This is a genomic window from Mesorhizobium sp. WSM4828 (assembly GCF_055811175.1).
Window position 1 is genome coordinate 261,796 of the sequence record NZ_JBVVQK010000001.1, and the last position, 22,732, is coordinate 284,527.

A 22,732-nucleotide genomic window follows, 5' to 3' on the forward strand; every position below is an offset into this window, starting at 1 on the left:
CCGCAACCGGCTTCGGCGGAATGATGAGACGGTCACGGCCGCCGAAGCGGCCGTGACCAACTCGATCGCGGATTTATTTGCCGGACAGGATCTTGTCGTAGACTGCCGCGGTGTCCTTCTCGTAGAGCGCGCCGGTGATCACGTCGAAGCCGGGCGGAATACCGCTCGCCGCCATGTTGGCGAGCGAGAGCGCGACATAGCTGGTCGCCTGCGGATCCTGCCACTGGCCGGCATTGACGTAGCCGTTCAGCACCTCCTGGGTTGTGTCGAGCGAGTTGCCCCAGCCGACGACCGGGATTTCGCCCGGCTTGACGCCGACCTGGTCGAACACCCGCTTGATCGAACCGGTGACAAGGTCGCCGAGGCCGATAACCGCCTTGACCTTGGCCCTGTTGGCGGTGAGGTAATCGACCATGCGGTTGATCACTTCGGCCTGGTCGAGCGTCGCTTCGGTGATTTCGTAGGTGATGCCGAGCGGCTCGAACACGCTCTTGATGCCTTCCTCTTCCTGGACGCCATAGGTGGCGCCGGGAATTTCGACCGGCATCCAGACGAAGTCGCCCTTCTTCACCAGGCCCTTGTCGACCAGATATTGCGCCCAGTGCTTGCCGAAGGTGACGTTGTCGCCACCGACATAGGCGTTGAAGTCCGCCTTCGGGTCGGGCGTGTTGAAGTTGATGATCGGGATGTTCGCCGCCCGCGCTTCCTTGACGATCTCGACAAGGCTGCCCGGATCGGGGCTGGTCGTGGTGATGCCGTCGGCCTTGGCGGCGATTGCGGCGCGGACGGCTTCCTGTTGCGACGCCACGTCGCCGTTGTGGAACGAGGTGTTGACGGTATTGCCGGTGTCCGCCGCCCATTGCTTGGCGCCGGCAAGGAAGTAGGTCCAGACCGGATCGGCTGGGCCGCCATGCGAAATCCAGTAGAACGTCTTGGCCTGTGCCGCGGCCGGAATGGCCAGCGCCATCACCAAGCCAAGTACAAGCAGTCTTAGCCTCGTCAGCATTTGATTTCCTCCCATTTGAACCGAACTCCTCCTCCGACGACGATCACCGCGAAAAGCCGTGCGCGGCCAAAACGGTGGTCGCATTTTGCCAGCGTCGACCTGGACGCATTAGAGCATTCCCTTTTTCGATCGATGGCAAGCCTCGATTGCCAATGGACGTTGGCGCAAGGCACCACGCCATCAGCAATCCCATCAGATTGCATCAGTTTGGCTGATATTTTCCAGGCGGCCGACGATCGGCCTTGCGACCGTCATGCAATGCCGCGCGGCGGCGCGCCGAGCACGGATTGCTCTAGGTCGATAAGCGTCCCGGTCATCAGCCCGGAGGCGTCGCTGAGCAGGAACAGCGTTAGCTGGGCGACTTCGTCCATGGTCAGCAATCGACCAAGCGGCAGGCCGGCGGCGGCGATCTTTGCCCAGTTTTCGCCCTTGCCCAGCGTGCGCGCCTGCATCTCTTGTTCGGCCGGCGTCGCTACCCAGCCCATGTTGATGCCGTTGACGCGGATGCGATCGGAAAGATGCGCGTTGGCAATGTTTCTGGTCAGCGTCGAAAGCGCGCCCTTGGTTGCGGAATAGATGGCAAGGTCCGGCGCACCGCAATGCGCATTCACCGACAGTATGTTGACGATGGCGCCCGCCGCCCGCCGTGTCTTGATGTCGGCTACGGCCGCCTGCATGAGGAAGAACGGCGCGCGCGCATTGACGGAAAACAACCTGTCCCAGTCGTCGATTGTGCCAGTTTCCAGCGAGGCCCGGTCGGTGAGGGCCGCGGCGTTCACCAGACAATCGATGCGGCCGAGTCTTTTGATCGCTTCCGCCATGACAGCTGCAGGCGCGGCCGGATCTCCAAGGTCGGCCTGGATGAAGACGACGGGCCGGCCTGGTCGTGAAAGCTCTTCGGCGATGCGTCTGCCACGCTCGGCGTTGCGGCCGACAATGGCGATCCCTTCGCCGCCGCCGGCTGAGGCCAGCCGGGCGATGGTCTCGCCAAGCCCTTGCGTCCCGCCGGTAACGACAAGGGTCTTGCCCTCAAGAGCGACGATCAATGGACTCTCCCGAATGCCGACGAGCAGGTAATTTCCAATCAGAGAATTCTAGAATCTATCGGATGTTGGGCTGTTAGATGAGGTCGGCCCTTGCGAGGTCGCGCATCAGATGGCTGGCGCCGTAGGTCCAGTGTGGGCAGTCGGGCGACAGCCGCACGCGGTTGACCAGGGCACCGAACTTCTCCGACGAGATGGTGACGATGTCGCCGACCTTGTGGGTAAAGCCCTTGCCTTTTTCGCCGCGATCCTTCGACGGCACGAACATCGTGCCGAGATAGAGCGCCAGCCCGTCCGGATACTGGTGGTGCGGCCCCATGGCGGCGGCGACCAGCTCTTCCGGCGAGCGGCTGATCTCGGCCATCGAACTGGCGCCCTCCAGCGAGAACCCATCCTCACCCTCGACCTTCAACCGTACGATCGCCTGCTTCACGTCGCCGATGGAAAACGCCTCGTCGAACAGCCGGATAAAGGGGCCAAGTGCTGCCGAGGCGTTGTTGTCCTTAGCTTTGCCGAGCAGCAGCGCCGAGCGCCCCTCGACGTCGCGCAGATTGACGTCGTTGCCGATCGTCGCCCCGACAATCCTGCCGCTGCTGGCGGCAATCATGGCGATCTCCGGCTCCGGATTGTTCCATGTCGAAACCGGATGCAGGCCGACATCGGCGCCGAAGCCGACCGAGGCCATCGGCTGGCATTTGGTGAAGATCTCGGCGTCGGGGCCGATGCCGACTTCGAGATATTGCGACCAGGCGCCGCGCGCAATCAGCTTGGCCTTGATCTTCATTGCTTCCGGCGAGCCGGGCTTGAGCTTCGACAGATCGTGGCCGATCAGCCCGGCGATGTCGGCGCGAATGGCGTCGGCCTTTTCGGCCGAGCCGCGCGCCTGCTCCTCAATCACCCGTTCGAGCAGGCTGACGACAAAGGTGACGCCAGATGCCTTGATCGCCTGCAGGTCGACGGGGGACAGCAGGTATGGTTTCCCCGGATCGCGCGCTGTCTCGAAACTGTTGGCGGCAATGGCATCGAGCGGACCGATCGGCCGCCCCTTGGCCGAGCGGACGTGCCCCGCCGGATCCGGGAATTCGCAAACGTCGCGTACGGTCGGCGCCACATTTGACGTGATGTCGAAGACCGTGCCGTCACGCACCGTGACCACCAGCGGATGGGAAGCATCGCTCGCCTGGGCGCGGCCTACGAAGAGGCCTTCGGTGGGCAAATGTGTGGCGTTCGTCATGGCTTACATTTCCTGTTGTCTTGTCCTTCGGCCGCGGCACTTTCAACAAATTCCCGCCAAAGGTCTATCCCGCTTGCAGGGGCGAGCTTTGTCAATTCTTTCAACCAGTCTTCGCATCGCTGGACCTTGATCGAGGCTGACGTGCGCCAACGGGAGGGAAAACGCTCTTTCAAAATAATGAAACCGTCGCTAGGGTTTTCACCTACTGAAATCTCCAGGTGACGCTTGCTCCTACGGTTTTCCGATCCAATCTGGCAGAAGCCGCGGACAGCCACCGCGTTCCAGTCGCTTTTTCCAGCCGGCCAATGCGTCGATGTCGTCATCGTCGGCGGCGGCATTCTGGGTCTGTCAACGGCCTTGCACGCTGCCCGGCTCGGCCTTGCCGTCCAGGTGCTGGAGGCCGGCGAAATCGGCAGCGGCGCGTCCGGCCTGAACGGCGGCCAGGTCATTCCCGGCCTGAAATACGATCCGGACTGGCTGCTGGAGCATTTTGGTCTCGAGCGCGGCGAAGCGCTCGTCAACTTTGCCGCCTCGACGGCGGACGCCGTTTTCGAATTGATCCGCGACGAAAGAATGGCGGTGCCGTTCGTCCGCAATGGCTGGATCCAGGCCGCGCATACCGAGACCGCGCTGAAAGCGGCGGCGAACCGGGATCGGCAGTGGCGCGCCCGCGGCGCCGATGTCCGGCTGCTGAGCGCGACGGAGATCGCGACGATGACCGGCGCGCAGGGCTATCTCGGCGGCTGGCTCGACCGCCGTGCTGGTGTCATCGATCCGCTCGCCTACATATCGGAACTGGCGCGCGTCGCTGCAGCGGTGGGCGTAAAGATCGCCGAGCGCCAGAACGTGATGCAGATCAGCAAGGATGCCGGCATTTGGCACGTTTCGACGGAAAGTGGCGCCGAACTCAAGGCCAAGGCGATCGTTCTGGCGACCAACGCCTATACAGGCGGCCTGCTTCCCGGCCTCGCCGAGACGATCGTCCCGCTGCATTCCTTTCAGATCGCGACAGCACCGCTATCGTCCAATCTCGCGGCGGCGATCCTGCCGGACGGGCAGGCGGTTTCGGATTCGCGCCGCATCCTGGTCTATTACCGCAAGAGTGCCGACGGTCGGCTGGTGCTTGGTGGGCGCGGCCGCATGACTTTGCCGAACGGCCCGGCGGACTGGGCGCATCTTGAACGCGCGCTGCTGCGGCTCTACCCGGCGCTTTCCGATGTGGCCATTGAAAAGCGCTGGTTCGGCCGGGTGGCAATGACGCCGGACCATCTCCCGCATATCCACGAGCCAGAGAAGTGTTTGCTGGCGGTCGTCGGTTGCCAGGGCCGCGGCATCGGTCTGATGACCGCGCTTGGTGAGCGCATCGCCTCCTACCTGTCGAGCGGCGACACCAGGCAATTGCCGTTCCCGATATCGCCGATCCGGCCGATCCCGTTTCACGCGTTTCGGCAGGTCGGCGTTGCCGCGACCATCGCCTGGTACCGGATGGTGGACGCCTTCGAACGCTGACGTTCATGCCCAAGCGTGAAACAGCTTGACAGCTTCACCAATATGAAAAAAGCTTGGTCGATTTCAAATTATGATGGGCAGTCGATGTCGACCATCGCCGCAACGCAGCCGCTGCCGGAAACCCGGTCTTCGCCGGGTTTTCGCTTCGCCATGCTGCTGCCCGGCGGGTTGGTCACCTTCTTGCTGATCCTTTTCGCGCTTGGCCTGGTGTTCTTCCTGGCCTTTCGCGGCAATGACGGCTCGCTGCTGGGGGCCGGTTTCACCCTTGCGAATTTCGTCACGGTGGCCACCGATCCGCTGTACTGGACGGTGACGCTGCGCTCGCTTGGCATCGCCGGCCTGGTGACGCTGGCAACCGTCGTCACCGCCTACCCCGTTGCCTACTATCTGGCTTTCCATGCCGGGCGGCGGCGTGGGCTGCTGCTGTTCCTGCTGACCCTGCCGTTCTGGACCAGCTATCTGCTGCGCGTCTTCGCCTGGAAGATCGTGCTTGCCTATAATGGCGTCCTCAACTCGGCATTGATCGAAAGCGGCCTCTGGTCGGAGCCGACATTGGCGTTCTTGAATACGCCGGCAGCGGTCGTCGTTACGCTTGCCCACGCTTATGCCCCGTTCGCCATCCTGCCCATCTATGTGGCGCTGGACACGATCCCGAAATCGCTGCTCGAAGCCGCTTCCGATCTCGGCGCAAAACCGTTCACCAGCTTTCGCCGCGTCGTGCTGCCCAATTCGATGCCTGGCGTGCTGGCTGCGGCCCTCGTCGTCTTCGTGCCGACCGTCGGCGACTATGTGACGCCGGCGCTGGTCGGTGGTCCGGCCAGCACCATGATCGGCACGCTGATTCAGGCCGAGTTCGGCAAGGCCAATGACTGGCCATTCGGCGCCGCACTTGCCGTCGCCGTCATGCTGGTCATTCTCGCCGTGGTGCTGGTGGTGCGCTTCGCCGACCGCCGATACGGCAGCCGCACATGAACACGGCGCGCCTGGACGCAAAGCAAGGCGGCGGCTGGCTTGGAGCCTACGTCCTTGCCTATCTGGTGTTCCTGTATCTGCCGATATTGCTGATCCCGCTGTTTTCCTTCAACAATTCGATCCAGGCGGCATTTCCGCTGCAAGGCTTCACGCTTGAATGGTATGGCACGCTGGTCGGCAATTCGGCGTTGTCCGGTGCGCTTGCCACCAGCCTCATCATCGGCGCCATTGCCGCCACCGGCGCAACGCTCTGCGGCATCACCGTGTCCTATATAGACCTCTACGGCCGCTCGCCGCTGGCCGCAACGATCAGCGCCATTGCGCGGCTGCCGATCCTGATCCCCGGCGTTATCATAGGCATCTCGCTGTTGATCCTGGTCAATCTCGCCGGTTTCGGGCCGTCGCGCATTGCCATTGTGCTCGGCCACATATTGGTGGCGCTGCCGACGACGGTGGTGGTCATGCGCAGCCGCTTCGCCGCCATCCCGAAGACCATCCGTGAGGCAGCGCTCGACCTCGGCGCCTCGGACTGGACGACCTTCAGACGGGTGATGCTGCCGCTCAGCCTGCCCGCCATTATTTCGGCGTTCATGCTGGCCTTCCTGACCTCGTTCGACGAGTTCATCGTCGCCTTCTTCCTCGCCGGCTCCGAGCCGACGCTGCCGCTTTATATCTGGAGCCAGCTGCGCTTCCCGAAATCGCTGCCGACCGTCATGGCGCTCGGCACCGCGATCCTGGCCGTGTCGTTCGTCATCGCCGCACTCGCTGAAATCCTGCGCCATCGCGGGCTCGCTGCCACCCGGCGGCCAGCGCCCGCCAACCTGTCAAAACCAGAAGAAACCGAAAGAGGAGAACTGCAATGGCATTCGACCTGAAATCAATAACGGCAAAGACAGCGAAAACCGGACTGGCCGCCTTCGCGCTGGCACTTGCGTCGACTGTCGCCTTTGCCGGCGACAAGCTGCAATATTTCACCTGGTCGGGCTATGAACTGCCCGACTTCAACAAGAGCTTCCTCGCCGCGCACCCCGATGGTGTCGAAGCCTCGATGTTCGGCGACGACGACGACGCTTTCACCAAGGTCAAGGCCGGCTTCCGCCCCGACATCGCGCATCCCTGCTATGACAAGGTGGCGCGCTGGAACAAGGAAGGCCTGCTGCAGCCGATCGACACCAAGCGCATCAAGAACTGGGATTCGATCTTCCCGGTCTTCAAGAACCTGCCCGACCTGCAGGCCGGCGACGGCAAGGTCTGGATGGTGCCGTGGGACTGGGGCAACACGTCGATCCTCTACCGCACCGATCTGGTGAAGAATCCGGAAGCCAGCTGGAACCTGCTCTGGGACAAGCAATATGCCGGGCGCATGGCGACCATCGATGCCGTCCACGACACACCGGTGGTGGCGGCCCTCCTCGCCGGCGTCAACCCGTTCGATATGACACCGGAACAGATGGACAAGGTGGCGGAAAAACTGCGCGAGCAGCGCCCGTTGCTCTCGAACTACACCACCGACATGACCTCGGTCGAACAGGCACTGGCGAGCGGCCAGCTGGTCGCCGCCATGACCTGGAACGCCTCGGCCACCTCGCTGAAGAAGCAGGGCGTGCCGGTCGAGTTCATGAAACCGAAGGAAGGCATGCTGACCTGGGCTTGCGGTTTCGTCATGCTCAAGGACGCCAAGAACGTCGACCTCGCTTATGACTTCATCAACAGCCGGCTTGAGGCGGACTCCGGAAAATACCTGATCCAGGCCTACGGCTATGGCAGCTCGACCAGCTCGGCTTTCGCCGCCGTGCCGAAGGAGGAGCTGGAGAAACTGCAGCTGCCTTCCGATCCCGAGGTGATGCTGAAGACCACCATCTTCACCGGGCCGATGAAACAGAATGACGAACTCGCCAAGATGTTCGAGAAGGTCAAGGCAGGCGGCTGAGCCTGGTTCTTCCTTCTCCCCTTGTGGGAGAAGGTGTCGCCGAAGGCGACGGATGAGGGGTGTTCCAGATGACACCGACGGCACTCCGTCCAACACCCCTCATCCGTCTCAGCGCTTCGCGCCGATCCACCTTCTCCCACAAGGGGAGAAGGGAAACCTTACCAAACAAGGACGAACGAATGGACATGCTGGACGAAGCGGCTGAGAAGCCGAAGGACGACGCCGACGTCAGGGTCGGCCGGCGAGTGCGGGCGCTCAGGCTGGAGCGCAATCTCTCGCTGGCCGAACTTGCCGCCAAAGCCGGCGTGTCGATCGGTGCGCTGAGCCAGATCGAGCGCGGCATGTCGTCATTGCGGGTACGCGTGATCTGGCCGCTTGCCGCCGCCCTCGACATCGAGCCGTCGGCGCTCATCGTTGACGGCAACGATGTCGGCAACGACCTCTATTGCGTGCGCGCCAACAGCCGGCGTCAGATCCCGGTCAAGTCGGAAGGCATCGCCAAGGCGCTGCTGTCGCCGCCGGCCGCCACGCTGACCGGCATGCTGGTGACGGTGGAAGCCGGTGGCGGCACCGCCGAAGCCTACGCCCATGCCGGCCATGAATTCGGCTTCGTCCTGTCGGGCGAGGTCGAGCTGGTGGTCGATTCGACCAGATACGGGCTGAAGGCCGGCGACAGCTTCGCCTTCAAGAGCACGTTGCTGCATGCCTTCCGCAATCCGGGCAGCGAGCGTTGCCAGATCCTGTGGGTCAACACCACCAAGCCGTCCGAGGTTCGCGATGGCGCCTGATCCGCTCGTCCGGCTGGACAAGGTCTCCAAGATTTTCCCCGGCGGCATCGTCGGGCTCGACACCGTCGATCTCGATATTTCGCGCGGCGAGTTCCTGACCCTGCTCGGACCGTCCGGCTGCGGCAAGACCACCAGCCTGCGGGTCATTGCCGGCTTCGAGAGCCCGTCGAGCGGCAGGGTCCTGCTCGAAGGGCGCGACATCACGGCGCTCAGGCCCTTCGACCGCCCGGTCAACACCGTATTCCAGGATTACGCGCTGTTCCCGCACATGAACGTCGCCGAAAATGTCGGCTTCGGCCTGTCGCTGCGCAAGCTCTCCGGTGCCGAACAGGCAAAGCGCGTCGGCGCAGCGCTCGACATGGTCGGCCTTGCCGAAAAGCTCGGCGCCCGCGTGTCCGAATTGTCGGGTGGCCAGCGCCAGCGCGTCGCGCTTGCCCGCGCCATCGTCTGCGAGCCGCGTGTGCTGCTGCTCGATGAGCCGCTATCGGCGCTCGATGCGCATCTGCGCGAGCAAATGCAGGTCGAATTGAAGCGGCTGCAGTCGCGGCTTGGCACCACTTTCGTCATGGTCACGCACGACCAGACCGAGGCGCTGTCGATCTCTGACCGCATCGTCGTCATGAACAAGGGCCGCATAGAGCAGATTGCGCCGCCGGCGACCCTTTACGACCGGCCCGCCACCAAATTCGTCGCCAGCTTCATCGGCACCATGAACCTTCTGCAGTCGCGCTTTGTCGGCCGTGACGGCGAGCGCTTGCGGTTCATCGCCGGCGCTCTGCCGCTGGAAGCGATTTCGGATAGAGGAGAATTGCCTGCCGAGGGCACGGTGCGCACCATTGGCGTGCGTCCGGAGGACCTTTTGGCCACGACCGAGGCCGCGGCCGGTACTGCACCGGTGCGGGTGAACAGCATCGTCTTTCACGGCCGCACCTTGCGCCTTCATGCAGAGCTCGGGCAGGGGACACAGGTGGTGATCGACGCACCACGCCGGACAGAGGGTTTTCAATTCAGCGTCGGCGACGTGGCGCATATCAGCCTGCGCCGCGGCGCCAACTGCCCTATGCTGCCCAGCTAGTCTGACTCATTTCCAGAAAACCGGAGCACAGCCCATGAGCAATCATCTCAATTTTTTCATCGGCGGCAAATGGGTCGGCCCCGTGGTTCCGGCAACGCTGGATGTGATCGATCCGTCCACTGAAGAGGTCTACACCAAAATCTCGGTCGGCTCGAAAGCCGATGTCGACAAGGCCGTGGCGGCAGCCAAGGCGGCATTCCCGGCCTTTTCGCAAACGACCAAGGCCGAGCGCCTGAAGCTACTGAAGCGCATCCTCGAAGTCTACAATGAGCGCTACGAAGACATCGCCCAGGCGGTCAGCCAGGAAATGGGCGCGCCGATCAGGTGGGCGCGCGAGGCGCAGGCCTGGGCGGGCAGGGCGCATATGGAAGCCACCATCAAGGCGCTTGAGGACTACGAATTCAGTGAGAAGCGCGGCACCACCATGGTGGTCAAGGAGCCGATCGGCGTCTGCGCGCTGATTACACCGTGGAACTGGCCGCTCAACCAGATAGTCTGCAAGGTGGCACCGGCCATCGCCGCCGGCTGCACCGTCGTTTTAAAGCCTTCCGAAATCGCGCCGATCAGCGGCATCATCTTTTCCGAGGTGATGGACGCAGCCGGCACGCCGAAGGGCGTCTACAATATGGTGAATGGCACTGGTCCCGATGTCGGCCAGGTCATGGCCGGCCATCCCGATGTCGACATGGTCTCGTTCACCGGGTCGACCCGGGCTGGCATCATCGTCGCCAAGACGGCGGCCGAGACCGTCAAGCGCGTCGCGCAGGAGCTGGGCGGAAAATCGGCCAACATCGTGCTGCCCGACGCCGACTTCGAGACGGCGGTGCGCAAGGGTGTCAACGCCTGCTTCGGCAATAGCGGCCAGTCCTGCGATGCGCCGACCCGCATGCTGGTGCCGGCCGCCCGTCACGACGAGGCGCTGACGATCGCCAAGAAGGCCGCCGAACGGCACAAGGTCGGCGACCCACGCTCCGAGGAGACCAAGCTCGGGCCGGTGGTCAGCAACATCCAGTTCGACAAGATCCAACGGCTGATCGAGGCAGGCATCGCCGAGGGCGCGACGCTGGTCACCGGCGGCCCCGGCCGGCCGGAGCACCTCAACCGCGGCTATTATGTGCGGCCGACCGTTTTCGGCCACGTCAGACCCGGCATGACCATCGAGAAGGAGGAGATTTTCGGGCCGGTCCTGTCGGTCATCTCCTATGATGACGATGATGATGCGGTGAAGATCGCCAACGACACCGTCTATGGGCTGGCAGCCTACGTGCAGTCCCGGGATATCGACCACGCGCGCAAGATTGCCGGCCGGCTGCGCGCCGGGCAGGTCTCGATCAACTATCCGGAATGGGACACGTTCGCGCCCTTCGGCGGCTACAAGCAGTCCGGCAACGGCCGCGAATACGCCGACTGGGCCATCCACGATTTCCTCGAGATCAAGGGCATCATCGGATACGGCGCCTGAGCCTTCGACATTGGCATCACGCCAACCGTCAAGTTTGTTGCAATGGTTGGTGCCTTCGGCACCGGCGTTCGCTTGAACGGCCACGACGATTCCGTGGCCGCAATGTGAGTGCGAAGCAGGGTCGCCTCAGATCGTCTTGAGATAGCCGGCCAACTGATCCGCCACCGTGCCCCAGCCGTCGTAGAAGCCCATCTCCTCGTGGCTGTTGCGCGTTGCTTCGTCGCGGTGGATGGCGGTGGCGGTGTAGCGCGTCGTCTCGCCATGCGATTGCAGCGATATGACCGCTGTAATGAATGGATCGCCTGACGGCCGGTAGCCTGGCAGCAGCGCATCGGTCCACACCAGCCGCTCGTTCTGGACGATCTCGAGGTAGCAGCAACGCCTGTCGTTGATCTCCTTGCCGTCGGGCGACTGCATGCGGGTGCGGAACAGGCCGCCGGGCCGCAGGTCGATCTCGCAATCGGTGATGATCCACGGCTTCGGCGTGAACCATTGTCGGACATGCTCGGGCTTCGTCAAGGCCGTCCACAGCAGTTCCCGTGGCGCCTCGATCGTCCGTTCGAGCACGAGGTCGAGCTTCGGATCGGGCTGGAACAACGGCACCATATTCATCTGTCTGTCTCCTTGAGTTTCAGCACGTAATCGTCGAACTGGTCGAGACGGCGCTCCCACAGCGCACGCTGCTCGGACAGCCAGTTTTCCGCGAGCTTCAGCGGCTCCGGCGCAAGCCGGTAGGTCCTGACGCGGCCTGCCTTCTCCGAATGCACCAGCCCGCAGCCTTCCAGAACCCTGAGATGCTCGATGAAGGATGGCAGGGCCATCTCGAACGGCTGCGCAAGCTCGCTGACCGAGGCGGGGCTTCGGTTCAGTCGCTCGACCACGCGTCGCCGGGTCGGATCGGCGAGCGCCCGGAAAACGCCGTCGATCGGCTGGGGGCTTTCGGTCTGCAGGCTCGTCATGGTCGTTTCCTTGCCTCGGCCATTCCGCGTGACAGAGTTGGCTTAGAAAACACTTAGGGAAATTCCTTACTATTGGCAAGCGCGAAAATCGCAGATGCCCGGCGAGGCCGCTGGAAAACCGAGAGGCGCGGTTTTAGGGTGCCGTCAGATTCGACTGGTCCGAGGACGCGTTTTGACGATCACCATGTACGGCATCACCAATTGCGATACGGTCAAGAAGGCGCGTGTCTGGCTGGCGAGCCATGATGTTGCCTATCGCTTTTACGACTACAGGGCAGACGGGCTTGACGCGGATCGGCTGAACGGCTGGTCAGGCAAGGTCGGCTGGGAAATCCTGCTCAACAAGGCGAGCACAACGTTCCGTGAACTGTCGGAGGAGGACAGACTGGGCCTGGACGAGAACAAGGCCAAGGCGCTGATGCTGGCCAAACCAACGATGATAAAGCGACCGGTGCTGGAAATCGGCGACAGGATTCTCGTTGGCTTCAAGCCTGATGTTTATCAGCAGGCGGTGAGTGGGAAATAGGACCGACCCGCCGCGATCCGTCGCGCCCCCCTCTGTCCTGCCGGACATCTCCCCCTCAAGTGGGGAGATTGGCAGCTTCGCCGAAAGCGCCCTTCGTTGGAGACCAGCGAAAGCCGAAGTGACATCCAATCTCCCCACTAGAGGGGGAGATGGCCGGCAGGCCAGAGGGGGGCGCTGTCCCGCCGGCGTGACTAATTGATCCCACGCAAATAGCTCGCCAGTGCCACCGCATTATTGTGGGCCTCGTCATGGGCGCCGTAGAGCAGCGTCACCCGGCCTTTGCCCAGCAGAGCGCGCAGTTCCGCCACCGCCTCGCCGTTCCGGTCGAGCTCATCGCGGTATCGCCGCTGGAACTCCGCCCAGCGCGCCGGCTCATGGCCGAACCATTTGCGCAACCCATCGCTTGGCGCGATGTCCTTCAGCCATAGTGTCAGTGCCGCGTCCTCTTTGCGGACGCCGCGCGGCCATATGCGATCCACCAGCACCCGCTGCCCGTCATCGGGCGACGGCGGCTCATAGATGCGCTTGACCGCGAGCTCCATTGCCAACTCCGCATGGGCCAGCAGGCGACGCTGCTTGCCGGCTTTCGCTTACAGATCCCCGGCCTAAACCCACTCGCCCTTGCGCATCACCGGCACGCGGCTGCCGTCCTTATGGACGCCGTCTATGTCGATCTTGTCCGAGCCGATCATCCAGTCGATGTGGATGAAACTCTTGTTGCCGCCGCGCGCCGCGATCTCGTCCTGGCTGAGCGAGGCCCCGTCGACGAAGCACTTCGAATAGCACTGGCCGAGCGCGATGTGGCAGGCGGCGTTCTCGTCGAACAGCGTGTTGAAAAACAAGAGCCCGCTCTTTGCGATCGGCGAGGAATGCGGCACCAGCGCCACCTCGCCGAGACGGCGCGAGCCTTCGTCGGTATCCAGCACCTTTTGCAGCACATCCTCGCCCTTCGTGGCCTTGGCCTCGACGATACGGCCCGCCTCGAAACGCACCGCAATGCCGTCGATCAGAGTACCCTGATAGGACAGCGGCTTGGTGCTGGTGACATGACCCTCGACGCGCCTTGCATGCGGCGTGGTGAAAACCTCTTCGGTCGGGATGTTGGGGTTGCAGGTGATGCCGTTCTTGGCGGTCGAGGCGCCGCCCATCCACTCGTGGCCATCGGCCAGCCCGACGGTCAGGTCGGTGCCGGGGCCGGTGAAATGCAGTGCGTGGAAATTGTGGCCGTTCAGCCATTCGGTGCGGCTCTTCAACGCCGCATTGTGCGCCGTCCAATTGCCGATCGGGTCTTCGACATCCACCCGCGAGGCGGCAAAGATGGCGTCGGCAAGCTTGGCCACGGCGACGTCTTCGGCGTCGTCCGGGAAAACCTGCTTGGCCCAGGCCTGATCGGGATAGGCGACGATGTTCCAGTTGATGTCGAAACCGGTGATCTTCTCCAGCGCCGGCTGGTAGGCCATCGAATTCGCCTTGTTGGCACGCGCCACCCTTGCCGGGTCTTGAGAAGAAAGCAGCGACGGATCCTCGCCGCGCACGGCAAGCCTCGCCGCATTGCTGGCGAAGGCTTTTGCCATGCCTTCATAGAGCCAGCCGGCGGCGCGGTCGAAACCAGCGTCGGCGCCGTACCGGAAGCGCGCCAGCGTGATCTCGTCATCGTTGAAGATCGGCGTCACCAGGCCCGCACCTGCCTTGTAGGCGTGCTCGACGATCCGCCGCGTCAAAGGCAGCGCTGCAATAGACGAGGTCAGCACCAGATCCTGACCGGGCTGCAATTGCAGCCCGACCTTGACGGCGACCTCCGCCAGCCTGTCGAGCTTTACCGGGTCGATGGTTGCGGAAACGCCGCGCGAATGTGTGGTCATGATCCTGCCTGCCGTGATTGGGGACTGTTTCTTACATAGACCGGCGCTACCGACCTTTCCACCGTGATGATGCCGGCAGCCTCAGCTGGCGCTCTCGAGCGACCTGAACTGCGCCATCGTCCCCTCGATCTCTTCGCGGATCCAGATCTTGAAATCCCTGACCTTGCGGCTTTCGCTCTTGCTGGCCGAGGTCACCAGCCAATAGCCGAGCCCGCTCTGGGCGCGTATGCCGAACGGCGCAACGAGACGGCCGTCGGCCAGCGCGTCGGCGGCCAGCAACTGCCAGCCGAGCATGACGCCGTGCCCGGCAATCGCCGATTCCAGGCACAGCATCGGATCGGTGAAGCGCGCGCCTTTCATGAAGGTGACCGGCTTCACCCCGGCCGCTTCGAACCAGCTCTCCCAACTGATCATCGATCTTTCGTCGGTGATCGCACAGGTCAAAGCAAGGTCCTCTATCGATTTCAGCTTGCTGGCGATCACCGGTGCACAGACCGGAAACACCTCCTGCGCCAGCAGCAATTCGGCCCGCCCGCCGGGCCATTTGCCGTCGCCGAGCCGGATGGCGACGTCGATGTCCGAACGATCGAGATCGGCAAGCCGCACCGAGGCATCGATGCGCAGGAGCACGTTCGGATGCCGGGCAAAATGCCGCGACAGCCGCGGCAGCAGCCATTTCGAGGCGAAAGCCGGCGCCACCGAAACCACCAGCGTGCACTCCGAGCTTTCATCGGCAAGCGCTACCGCCTGTGCGAGCTCGCGAAATCCGGCGCTGAGCCGCGCGGTAAAGACCGTGCCGAACTCCGTCGCCACCAGGCCAGCTGGCGTTCGTTCGAACAGCGCCCGGCCGAGCTGCTTTTCTGTCCGGTTGATCTGCTGGCTGACGGCGCTGACAGAGACGTTGAGCTCGCCGGCCGCCGCTGCGAGCGAGCCCAGGCGGGCGACGGCTTCGACGGCGCGCAAGCCGTTGAGATGGACGCGGTTCAGCATAGCCATACAGTTTTTCTAAACTCGAACGGCTGAAATCTCAATTGCCAGACACTCCCGGATGCCGGATTCTAAGTGGGTTACTCAGAGTGAGGAGGCAAACCTGATGAAGATTTTATCATGGCTCAGCGCCTTTTCCCCGATCGGAACGCAGCCACACTGGCATGACAGCGAGGCCACCAGCTGGGTGACCGATCCGCTGGCGCATCCGGTGCTCGACACCATGTCGGAGCGCGAACTCGCCGACATGCCGTTCAGGCTGACCGCGCGTCGTACCCGCTTCGAGACGGCATCGACCTGCTGCGGCTGAGTTCCTGAACGAGGATCGTGCTTGGCACCTCAGGCGAGCCGGCCGCCGACGTGGCTGCGCAACCCTTCTGGCCCAACAAAAGGCGGATTGTCTCACCGGCAGGCGCACCTATGGTGCACCGCGATGAACATCGCTTCACCCTTGCGCCTGGCAATCGCCGGCATGATTGCCCTGGCCGTCGCCATGGGCATCGGCCGCTTCGTCTATACGCCGATCCTGCCCGGCATGATGGAAGAGCTCGGCCTGTCGCCGGCTGATGCCGGCTGGATCGCATCGGCCAATTATCTCGGCTACCTCGTCGGCGCACTTGCCGCCACCGGCGGCTGGGCGCAAGGCCGCGAGCGCCAGCTGATGCTGGCCGGCCTTGCCGCCACCGCGATCCTCGCCGGCCTGATGGGCCTGACCGGCACCATGCCCGCCTTTCTCCTCATCCGCTTTCTTGCCGGCGTTGCAAGCGCCTTTGTCCTGGTCTTCATGACCAGCATCGTTTTCGGTCATCTCGCCGCGGCCGGGCGAAACGACCTGCAGGCGCTGTATTTCGGCGGTGTCGGCCTCGGCATCGCAGCGTCCTCGGCGCTGTTGGCAGTCCTCGTCACCGAACATGCCGGCTGGGCCGCGGGCTGGCTGTGGTCCGCGGTGATTTCGGCCTGCGGCTTTGCCGCCGTCGCCTTGCTGGCCGGCGGCACCTCGGCCGCGAACAGCACCATCGGGAGCGAGCCGGCACTGCCGAAAGACCGGTCGCTGGTGAAGATCATCGTCGCCTACGGCCTGTTCGGCTTCGGCTACATCGTCACGGCAACGTTCCTGGTCGCCATCGTCCGCCAGGGCGGCGGCGGCCGCGTCTTCGAGGCCGTGGTCTGGATGGTCACCGGACTTGCCGGTTTTCCCTCGGTCTGGCTGTGGCAGAAGCTTGCGCCCAGGATCGGGCTCTATGTCACCTACGCCCTGGGGTGCCTGGTCGAGGTGGTCGGCGTCAGCGCCAGTGTCGTCATGGGCGGGCGCACCGGGCCGCTGCTCGGCGGCCTTCTTGTCGGCGGCACCTTCATAGCCATCACCGCGCTTGGCCTGCAGGCCGGCAGGCAGCTTGCTCCGCAAGCACCACGCAGGATGCTGGCGGTGATGACCGCAGCCTTCGGCCTCGGCCAGATCATCGGCCCAATCGTCGCCGGGCTGCTCGCGCAGGCCTCGGGTAACTTTTTCCTTGCCTCGATCGTGGCCGCCGCCGTCCTGCTGACCTCGGGTGCGATCGCCTGGTCGGCTGCGCCAAAATCGCCATGATTATGGTCTTGCTCGGCGCCGGGCGTCGGGCACGGGCATTTTCTTTCCCACTAATGTGTGACTTTATGCCCGCTGAACAACGCCGCTGATTTGCGCATCGAGCGAGGATTTCCCCACAGTGTTTGTATCCTTCTTCCCGCAGCCGAAGCTGTTCTTCAGTTCGCTGGCCGTCTGGAGCCTTGCCGCTATCCTGTTCTGGTTTTTCGGTGGCGAACAGGTGGGCGCTGTGTTCGGCTTGCCGCCGGCTGCGGCTGATGCACCGCCCATTATTGGTATTGCCGTGCTCTGGTCGAACCCGTTTCTCTGGTTCTATCTCTATTTCGCTTTTTGCGTTGCCGTCTTTTATGCGTTCTGGAGTTGGTATGCACCGCATCCGTGGCAAAACTGGTCGATATTGATCAGCGCGGTCATCCTGTTCCTCATCTATTTCAATGTACAGGTCAGTGTCGCGGTCAACGCCTGGTATGGGCCTTTCTTTGACTATATCCAGGGATTGATGTCGGGGACTATTAAGTCCACCGACGCAGAGTTTTATGCCGGATTGGCCAGCTTTTCGTGGCTCGCGCTGATAGGAATGAATGTGCAGGTCGTCAATGCCTTCATCGTGAGCCACTGGATATTCCGCTGGCGCACCGCGATGAACAATTACTTCGTGGAGAACTGGAGCAGGCTCCGCCACATCGAGGGCGCCTCACAACGTATTCAGGAGGATACGATGCGGTTCTCGCAGATCATGGAAGATCTGGGTTCCAGCTTTGTCCAGTCGATCATGACCTTAATCGCATTCCTGCCGGTGATGATCCAATTGCAGAGCCATATCAGCGAACTGCCAATCGTCGGTGCGATTCCTCAGCCTTTGGTCGTTGCCGCATTGGCCTGGTGCCTGTTCGGAACAATCTCAGTCATGGTTGCCGGATTGAAACTGCCGGGCCTGCAGTTCCGGAACCAGCGTGTCGAGGCAGCTTATCGTAAAGAACTCGTCTATGGCGAAGATCACGAAGATCGAGCTCAGCCTGCAACCACTGCCGAGCTGTTTTCCAAGGTTCGTCACAACTATTTCCGGCTCTATTTTCACTACATCTATTTCAATGTTGTGCGTTACACCTACCTGCAGGCCGACAATATCTTCGCCATGCTGATCCTTGGACCATCCTTTGTGGCTCACAGAATAACTTTCGGAGCCTTCCAGCAGATTTCCAATGCGTTTGGCCGGGTAACAGGATCGCTCCAGTTCCTGCTCACATCCTGGTCGACCATCGTTGAATTGCAGTCGGTGCACAAACGCCTACGCGCCTTCGAGGCGACGCTGGAAGGGGAACCGCTGCCTGAAATCGACCAGCGCTATCTGGAACGTGAGCAAGCCGGCTTGCGCCCTGAGGACCAGCCGGTAAGCTGATGATGGCGGGCGGCGATCACTTGGGCTCAGCCGCCCACCGCCGCCTGCCGTTCGCCTCGCCGCGAAACATAGTCGCGAAAGCTGATACACTCGACTTGTTTCATCACGCAGACCTCGCCGGCAAAGCGTTCCAGCGCGTTCCAGTAGGCGCCGTCGTTCATCAGCGTGAAGTGGAAGCCGAGCTCAAGCGGAATGCGCTTGCTCTGGTATTGCGCATCGAAGGCGGCGCGAAAGGCATGATAGGTCCGCTCAGTGAACTCTTCCGCCATGCTCGGCCGCTCGAAGCCGCCGGAATGCCTGACATAGAGATTGTAGTCCATGGCGACCACCCGCCTTGAGCTCGGTCCTTCCGGGATCTGCGGCAGCGAAAAGCGCGTGACGCCCTTGACGGTCGGCGGCTCGACCGGCCCACGCGAGACGCCGCTTGCGTCGAGCAGGAAGCCGGCCGCGGGCAGCGCCTCGTAGAGCGCCTTGTTTGCCGACAGGTAGGGCGCGCGAAACCCGACCACCGATTTACGTGCGAAATCGCGCCAGCCCTTCGGTTCAGGAGCAATGCCGTTGATCGAATAGGCGTTTTCGAGAATACGCTTGAATGAGCCGAACTCGCTCAGCCAGTCGGCCTTGCTCCAGTCCTTGCCGTCGAAATGGCCGCAGCCATGGCTGCCGACATCGTGGCCTTCCGAGGCGGCGAGGTTGATCTGCTCGAGCCGGTCGGCGACTTCCTGTCTGGAGGCGGCGAAGCCGATATTCGATTTGCCCTCTGTCTTGCCCGGCGCGGTGTATTGCTTGCGTGTCTCGGGCGACAGCAGAAACACGCAGGAGACGAAATAGGTGAAATGCGCACCTGTGCGTGCGGCTAGCGCCCGGCTGCGCTGCCACTGCGAAATGTCGCGGGCGCTGTCGAACGAGATGATGACGACCTGTTTCGGCTTTGCCGGCGCCGCCGGCGGGTCGGAAAAAGCCGCGCCCGCCGCAAGCGACGCGATCGAAAACGCAACAACGCGGGACAAACGGGGCAAAGGCATCTGACTGGATTGAGGAACGTAGAAGCACCGCCTACCGGTGAAATATGGCACGGATACGATCGACCCGTGCGGCCGCCTTTGGCGGCGACTGCCTCGTGAATAGGCGATTTTCCTGCCGAACCCCTTCCATGCCGGCAAAATTTCGCTAAAACGCGGGCTCATCAACCGCCCCGGCCGGGGCATGAATGGTTTTGATCCATGTCGGACGACAGTTTTATCCGCGAAGTCAACGAAGAGATTCGTCGCGACCAGGCGCATGCGCTGTGGGACCGTTTCGGTCCCGCCTTGCTCGTGCTGGCCGTGCTGGTGGTGCTCGGCACTGCTGCCGTCGTCGGCTACCGCTATTGGGACGAGACCCGCGCTAACCGCTCGGGCGATGCCTTCTCGCAGGCGCTCAAGCTCGCCAATGACGGCAAGAACGACGAGGCGCTTGCCGCTCTGGAGGCGTTGGAGAAGGACGGCTACGGCGCCTATCCGCTGCTCGCCCGTATGCGCGCGGCAACCGTCAAGGCGGACAAGGGCGACGTCGACGCCGCCGTCAAGGATTTCGACGAGGTCGCCGCCGACACCAAGATCCCCTCCGGCATTCGCGACATGGCGCGCCTCAGGGCCGCTCTGCTGCTGGTCGATCACGGTTCTTTCGCCGATGTCTCCAGCCGCGTCGAGGCGCTCACCGCCGACACCAACACGCTTCGCCATACGGCGCGCGAGGCGCTTGGCCTTGCCGCCTGGAAGGAAGGCAAGGCGGCGGATGCATTGAAGCTGTTCGACCAGATCGCCGCGGACGACGGCGCCCCGCGCAACACGCGCGAGCGGGCGACATTGATGTCCGAGCTGATCCGCGGCTCGGGCGGCGTGTCGTGATATTCCATGACTTTCAAAGTCGCCATCATCGGCCGGCCTAACGTCGGCAAATCGACTCTTTTCAACCGGCTGGTGGGAAGGAAGCTGGCGCTTGTCGACGATACGCCGGGCGTCACCCGCGATCGTCGCGTCCATGCCGCAAAGCTCTACGATCTGCATTTCGACGTCATCGACACCGCCGGCTTCGAGGATGCGGCTGCTTCGACGCTGCCCGGCCGCATGCGCGCCCAGACCGAGATCGCCATCCGCGAGGCCGACCTGATCTTTTTCACGATCGATGCCAAGTCCGGGCTGATGCCCGACGACAAGACGTTCGCCGAGATCGTGCGCAAATCCGGCAAGCCGGTTGTCGTCGTCGCCAACAAGGCTGAGGCGCGCGGCGCCCAGGGCGGCATGCTGGAGGCCTGGGAGCTCGGCCTTGGCGAACCGATCCCGGTCTCGGCCGAACACGGCCAGGGCCTGCCCGATTTGCGCGACGCGGTGATCGCAGCACTTGGCGAGGCGCGCGCCTTCGGTGAGGACGAAGAGGCCGGTGACGAGGAGATCGCCGCCAGCGAGGTGCTGATCGGCGAGGACATCACCGACCCGGACGCCGAGCCGAGCTATGACGACACCAAGCCGATGCGCATCGCCGTCGTCGGCCGTCCCAACGCCGGCAAGTCGACGCTGATCAACGCGCTGATCGGCGAGGAGCGGCTGTTGACCGGCCCCGAGGCCGGCATCACTCGCGATTCCATCTCGGTCGACTGGGACTGGCATGGCCGCCGCTTAAAATTGTTCGACACCGCCGGCATGCGCCGCAAGGCGAGGATCCACGAAAAGCTCGAAGTGATGTCGGTGCAGGACGGCTTGCGCGCCATCCGCTTTGCCGAGATCGTGATCATTGTACTGGACGCGACCATTCCCTTCGAGAAGCAGGATCTGCAGATCGCCGACCTGATCATCCGCGAGGGCCGTGCCCCGGTGATCGCCTTCAACAAATGGGACCTTGTCGATCATCCCCAGGAGCTGCTGGCCGAGCTGCGCGAAAAAACCGAGCGGCTGCTGCCGCAGGCGCGCGGCATGCAGGCGGTGCCGGTTTCGGCCGAGACCGGGCGTGGCCTCGACAAGCTGATGGATGCCGTCATCCGGACGCATCGAGTTTGGAACAGCCGTGTCTCGACCGGCAAGCTCAACCGCTGGCTGGAAGGCATCCTGGCGCATCATCCGCCGCCCGCCGTCGCCGGGCGTAGGCTGAAGATCAAATATGTCACGCAGGCCAAGACGCGGCCGCCGGGCTTCGTCGTCTCCTGCTCGCGCCCCGATGCGATGCCGCAATCCTACGTCCGCTATCTCTCGAACAGCCTGCGCGAGGCTTTCGACATGCCCGGCGTGCCGATCCGCATCGCCTTGCGCACCTCGGACAATCCTTTCGCCGGCAGGGCGAAGAAGCGCCGCTGAGCTGCGCGTCTTCTGGGCGCCAGCATCAGGCTACGCTCCGCAGGCCGCTCGCGGGCAGCGCCTGCACATTTTCGGGGAGGCGATTCCACCGACACCTGCAGCAGGATGTCGGCAAGTCGCGCCGCCACCGGGTCTGGCTCGGCCTTCCTTGCGATGCGGCAACAGCGCCATCTCAGGCAGTGCGGGCAGCCCGGCGATCTCCGGCGTCATCGCCCTGACGGTGGCCGGCGCGAGTGGGGGCAGCCTCTGCATCTAATGGGCGGTGTAAGCTCCGTCCACCAGATGGTAGCTCCCAGTGATAAAGCTGGCCTGGTCGGACAAGAGGAAGCATACAAGAGCCGCTACCTCTTCCGGTTTCCCGCGCCTGCCCATCGGCTGAAGACCTGCCATGCGCCGGCTGGCTAATGCCTCCATTTGCTCCGATAAAAGAGGCGTTTCGATCCAGCCGGGGCCGACGACATTGATCCGGATGCCCATCCTAGCATATTCAATCGCCGCAACCTTGGTTAATCCAACGACCCCGTGTTTCGCTGCCGTGTAAGCGGACGCAGTTGGCAAGCCGACGGAACCGAGAACGGAGGACATGTTCACGATGGCACCTCCGCCTCGATCCAGCATCGCGGCGATTTCGTACTTCATGCTGTAGAAAACGCCATTGAGATTAACGTTTATCAGTTTGTGCCAGTTGTCGAGCGGATAGTCTGCCGTCGCTTTTCGAATGCCGTCGATACCTGCATTGTTTACCGCCATATCCAGTCCGCCGCATTTCTGGACAGTGAACTCGATCAGCTTTTCCACGGCTGCCGCATCCGTGACATCTACCGCAAAGTCGTAGGCCCTGCCTCCTTGCGAGCTTATTTCGGCGGCTGTGCAGTGCGCGGCCTCGGCATCAAGGTCGGCGACAACAATCTCGGCTCCTTCTTGCGCGAGTTGCCGTGAAACAGCCGCCCCTATTCCTGAGCCTGCGCCGGTCACAATCGCGACTTTACCTTGGAAGTCAGGCTTCATCGGCTCTGTCCTATGCCCATTTTTGACATAACCGAACAGAGGCAGACGGTCATCGCAA

The 22,732-nt window shown here is 63.0% G+C and carries 23 protein-coding genes; 13 read left to right on the forward strand and 10 right to left on the reverse strand.

The genetic code is table 11. The annotated features are described in order from the left end of the window. Positions 1–73: 73 nt before the first annotated feature. From AC0L2X_RS01340 to AC0L2X_RS01350, 3 genes are all read right to left on the reverse strand, one after another. Entirely contained in the window at positions 74–1,006 is a 933-nt protein-coding gene (locus AC0L2X_RS01340; RefSeq protein ID WP_352489535.1) for a substrate-binding domain-containing protein, read from the reverse strand. Positions 1,007–1,257: 251 nt separating this feature from the next. After that, positions 1,258–2,052, reverse strand: a complete 795-nt coding sequence (locus tag AC0L2X_RS01345) for an SDR family oxidoreductase (protein ID WP_473553230.1) — start codon at positions 2,050–2,052, stop codon at positions 1,258–1,260. A gap of 73 nt (positions 2,053–2,125) precedes the next feature. Further along, positions 2,126–3,283 carry a fumarylacetoacetate hydrolase family protein gene (locus AC0L2X_RS01350; protein WP_473553234.1) on the reverse strand — a complete coding sequence of 386 codons (1,158 nt, stop codon included), beginning with the start codon at positions 3,281–3,283 and terminating at the stop codon, positions 2,126–2,128. A 225-nt stretch (positions 3,284–3,508) separates the two neighbouring features. Here AC0L2X_RS01350 and AC0L2X_RS01355 point away from each other — a divergent pair, with 225 nt between their 5' ends. The 7 genes from AC0L2X_RS01355 to AC0L2X_RS01385 all read left to right on the forward strand — a co-directional run bounded on the left by AC0L2X_RS01355 (position 3,509) and on the right by AC0L2X_RS01385 (position 11,019). After that, positions 3,509–4,792: an NAD(P)/FAD-dependent oxidoreductase gene (locus tag AC0L2X_RS01355; RefSeq protein WP_473553237.1), complete on the forward strand. Its 1,284-nt coding sequence runs from the start codon at positions 3,509–3,511 to the stop codon at positions 4,790–4,792. Between the two features lie 84 nt (positions 4,793–4,876). After that, a complete protein-coding gene (locus AC0L2X_RS01360; RefSeq protein ID WP_473553239.1) occupies positions 4,877–5,764 on the forward strand; it encodes an ABC transporter permease in 888 nt (295 codons plus the stop codon). After that, positions 5,761–6,639 (forward strand): ABC transporter permease, encoded by an 879-nt coding sequence (locus tag AC0L2X_RS01365; protein ID WP_473553242.1) that lies wholly within the window; start codon positions 5,761–5,763, stop codon positions 6,637–6,639. Before AC0L2X_RS01360 ends, AC0L2X_RS01365 begins: the two co-directional genes overlap by 4 nt. After that, the gene (locus AC0L2X_RS01370; RefSeq protein ID WP_473553245.1) at positions 6,624–7,694 is read left to right on the forward strand and encodes an ABC transporter substrate-binding protein; all 1,071 of its coding nucleotides are present in this window, start codon (positions 6,624–6,626) and stop codon (positions 7,692–7,694) included. The genes AC0L2X_RS01365 and AC0L2X_RS01370 overlap by 16 nt, the downstream gene beginning before the upstream one ends. 179 nt (positions 7,695–7,873) lie before the next feature. Then, positions 7,874–8,482, forward strand: a complete 609-nt coding sequence (locus tag AC0L2X_RS01375) for a cupin domain-containing protein (RefSeq protein ID WP_473553248.1) — start codon at positions 7,874–7,876, stop codon at positions 8,480–8,482. Then, entirely contained in the window at positions 8,472–9,557 is a 1,086-nt protein-coding gene (locus AC0L2X_RS01380; RefSeq protein ID WP_473553251.1) for an ABC transporter ATP-binding protein, read from the forward strand. The genes AC0L2X_RS01375 and AC0L2X_RS01380 overlap by 11 nt, the downstream gene beginning before the upstream one ends. A gap of 34 nt (positions 9,558–9,591) precedes the next feature. After that, positions 9,592–11,019, forward strand: coding sequence for an aldehyde dehydrogenase family protein (locus AC0L2X_RS01385; RefSeq protein ID WP_473553253.1), 1,428 nt, complete (start codon positions 9,592–9,594; stop codon positions 11,017–11,019). Between the two features lie 126 nt (positions 11,020–11,145). Here the strand turns inward: AC0L2X_RS01385 and AC0L2X_RS01390 are convergent, their stop codons facing one another. Both AC0L2X_RS01390 and AC0L2X_RS01395 read right to left on the reverse strand, forming a co-directional pair. Then, positions 11,146–11,631 carry an SRPBCC family protein gene (locus AC0L2X_RS01390; protein ID WP_473553256.1) on the reverse strand — a complete coding sequence of 162 codons (486 nt, stop codon included), beginning with the start codon at positions 11,629–11,631 and terminating at the stop codon, positions 11,146–11,148. Next, the gene (locus AC0L2X_RS01395; protein ID WP_352489544.1) at positions 11,628–11,978 is read right to left on the reverse strand and encodes an ArsR/SmtB family transcription factor; all 351 of its coding nucleotides are present in this window, start codon (positions 11,976–11,978) and stop codon (positions 11,628–11,630) included. Before AC0L2X_RS01395 ends, AC0L2X_RS01390 begins: the two co-directional genes overlap by 4 nt. A 172-nt stretch (positions 11,979–12,150) precedes the next feature. Between AC0L2X_RS01395 and AC0L2X_RS01400 the strand changes: the two genes are divergently transcribed. Next, entirely contained in the window at positions 12,151–12,504 is a 354-nt protein-coding gene (locus AC0L2X_RS01400) for an ArsC family reductase (RefSeq protein WP_473553674.1), read from the forward strand. Between the two features lie 191 nt (positions 12,505–12,695). On the opposite strand, the gene AC0L2X_RS01405 is transcribed toward AC0L2X_RS01400, so the two are convergent. The 3 genes from AC0L2X_RS01405 to AC0L2X_RS01415 form a co-directional block, all read right to left on the reverse strand. Continuing rightward, the gene (locus tag AC0L2X_RS01405) at positions 12,696–13,052 is read right to left on the reverse strand and encodes a DUF488 domain-containing protein (RefSeq protein ID WP_473553259.1); all 357 of its coding nucleotides are present in this window, start codon (positions 13,050–13,052) and stop codon (positions 12,696–12,698) included. Positions 13,053–13,109: 57 nt separating this feature from the next. Then, positions 13,110–14,366, reverse strand: coding sequence for an aminopeptidase (locus tag AC0L2X_RS01410; RefSeq protein ID WP_473553261.1), 1,257 nt, complete (start codon positions 14,364–14,366; stop codon positions 13,110–13,112). Positions 14,367–14,447: 81 nt separating this feature from the next. Continuing rightward, entirely contained in the window at positions 14,448–15,362 is a 915-nt protein-coding gene (locus AC0L2X_RS01415; RefSeq protein ID WP_473553263.1) for a LysR substrate-binding domain-containing protein, read from the reverse strand. A 97-nt stretch (positions 15,363–15,459) separates the two neighbouring features. Between AC0L2X_RS01415 and AC0L2X_RS01420 the strand changes: the two genes are divergently transcribed. The 3 genes from AC0L2X_RS01420 to sbmA all read left to right on the forward strand — a co-directional run bounded on the left by AC0L2X_RS01420 (position 15,460) and on the right by sbmA (position 18,337). Further along, positions 15,460–15,663, forward strand: coding sequence for a hypothetical protein (locus AC0L2X_RS01420; protein ID WP_473553265.1), 204 nt, complete (start codon positions 15,460–15,462; stop codon positions 15,661–15,663). Between the two features lie 123 nt (positions 15,664–15,786). Continuing rightward, a complete protein-coding gene (locus AC0L2X_RS01425) occupies positions 15,787–16,941 on the forward strand; it encodes a YbfB/YjiJ family MFS transporter (RefSeq protein WP_473553269.1) in 1,155 nt (384 codons plus the stop codon). Positions 16,942–17,059: 118 nt separating this feature from the next. Continuing rightward, positions 17,060–18,337 (forward strand): peptide antibiotic transporter SbmA, encoded by a 1,278-nt coding sequence (sbmA, locus tag AC0L2X_RS01430; protein WP_473599228.1) that lies wholly within the window; start codon positions 17,060–17,062, stop codon positions 18,335–18,337. Positions 18,338–18,363: 26 nt separating this feature from the next. Here the strand turns inward: sbmA and AC0L2X_RS01435 are convergent, their stop codons facing one another. Further along, the gene (locus AC0L2X_RS01435; RefSeq protein ID WP_473599246.1) at positions 18,364–19,356 is read right to left on the reverse strand and encodes a polysaccharide deacetylase family protein; all 993 of its coding nucleotides are present in this window, start codon (positions 19,354–19,356) and stop codon (positions 18,364–18,366) included. A gap of 204 nt (positions 19,357–19,560) precedes the next feature. Here AC0L2X_RS01435 and AC0L2X_RS01440 point away from each other — a divergent pair, with 204 nt between their 5' ends. Together AC0L2X_RS01440 and der are read left to right on the forward strand one after the other, a co-directional pair. Then, positions 19,561–20,226 (forward strand): tetratricopeptide repeat protein, encoded by a 666-nt coding sequence (locus AC0L2X_RS01440; protein ID WP_023674063.1) that lies wholly within the window; start codon positions 19,561–19,563, stop codon positions 20,224–20,226. 6 nt (positions 20,227–20,232) lie between these two features. Beyond that, positions 20,233–21,666, forward strand: a complete 1,434-nt coding sequence (gene der / locus AC0L2X_RS01445) for a ribosome biogenesis GTPase Der (protein WP_473553274.1) — start codon at positions 20,233–20,235, stop codon at positions 21,664–21,666. A gap of 252 nt (positions 21,667–21,918) precedes the next feature. Here der and AC0L2X_RS01450 read toward each other — a convergent pair whose 3' ends face one another. Then, positions 21,919–22,674 (reverse strand): SDR family NAD(P)-dependent oxidoreductase, encoded by a 756-nt coding sequence (locus AC0L2X_RS01450; RefSeq protein WP_473553278.1) that lies wholly within the window; start codon positions 22,672–22,674, stop codon positions 21,919–21,921. Between the last annotated feature and the right edge of the window lie 58 nt (positions 22,675–22,732).

What these genes read in the sequence shown, in the direction of transcription:
- AC0L2X_RS01360 (WP_473553239.1), top strand. Translation starts at nt 4,877, where the DNA reads ATGTCGACCATCGCCGCAACGCAGCCGCTGCCGGAAACCCGGTCTTCG.
- AC0L2X_RS01350 (WP_473553234.1), bottom strand. Translation starts at nt 3,283, where the DNA reads ATGACGAACGCCACACATTTGCCCACCGAAGGCCTCTTCGTAGGCCGC.
- AC0L2X_RS01410 (WP_473553261.1), bottom strand. Translation starts at nt 14,366, where the DNA reads ATGACCACACATTCGCGCGGCGTTTCCGCAACCATCGACCCGGTAAAG.
- AC0L2X_RS01385 (WP_473553253.1), top strand. Translation starts at nt 9,592, where the DNA reads ATGAGCAATCATCTCAATTTTTTCATCGGCGGCAAATGGGTCGGCCCC.
- AC0L2X_RS01365 (WP_473553242.1), top strand. Translation starts at nt 5,761, where the DNA reads ATGAACACGGCGCGCCTGGACGCAAAGCAAGGCGGCGGCTGGCTTGGA.
- AC0L2X_RS01390 (WP_473553256.1), bottom strand. Translation starts at nt 11,631, where the DNA reads ATGAATATGGTGCCGTTGTTCCAGCCCGATCCGAAGCTCGACCTCGTG.
- AC0L2X_RS01415 (WP_473553263.1), bottom strand. Translation starts at nt 15,362, where the DNA reads ATGGCTATGCTGAACCGCGTCCATCTCAACGGCTTGCGCGCCGTCGAA.
- AC0L2X_RS01395 (WP_352489544.1), bottom strand. Translation starts at nt 11,978, where the DNA reads ATGACGAGCCTGCAGACCGAAAGCCCCCAGCCGATCGACGGCGTTTTC.
- AC0L2X_RS01340 (WP_352489535.1), bottom strand. Translation starts at nt 1,006, where the DNA reads ATGCTGACGAGGCTAAGACTGCTTGTACTTGGCTTGGTGATGGCGCTG.
- AC0L2X_RS01450 (WP_473553278.1), bottom strand. Translation starts at nt 22,674, where the DNA reads ATGAAGCCTGACTTCCAAGGTAAAGTCGCGATTGTGACCGGCGCAGGC.
- AC0L2X_RS01370 (WP_473553245.1), top strand. Translation starts at nt 6,624, where the DNA reads ATGGCATTCGACCTGAAATCAATAACGGCAAAGACAGCGAAAACCGGA.
- AC0L2X_RS01380 (WP_473553251.1), top strand. Translation starts at nt 8,472, where the DNA reads ATGGCGCCTGATCCGCTCGTCCGGCTGGACAAGGTCTCCAAGATTTTC.
- der (WP_473553274.1), top strand. Translation starts at nt 20,233, where the DNA reads ATGACTTTCAAAGTCGCCATCATCGGCCGGCCTAACGTCGGCAAATCG.
- AC0L2X_RS01425 (WP_473553269.1), top strand. Translation starts at nt 15,787, where the DNA reads ATGAACATCGCTTCACCCTTGCGCCTGGCAATCGCCGGCATGATTGCC.
- AC0L2X_RS01420 (WP_473553265.1), top strand. Translation starts at nt 15,460, where the DNA reads ATGAAGATTTTATCATGGCTCAGCGCCTTTTCCCCGATCGGAACGCAG.
- AC0L2X_RS01440 (WP_023674063.1), top strand. Translation starts at nt 19,561, where the DNA reads ATGTCGGACGACAGTTTTATCCGCGAAGTCAACGAAGAGATTCGTCGC.
- AC0L2X_RS01375 (WP_473553248.1), top strand. Translation starts at nt 7,874, where the DNA reads ATGGACATGCTGGACGAAGCGGCTGAGAAGCCGAAGGACGACGCCGAC.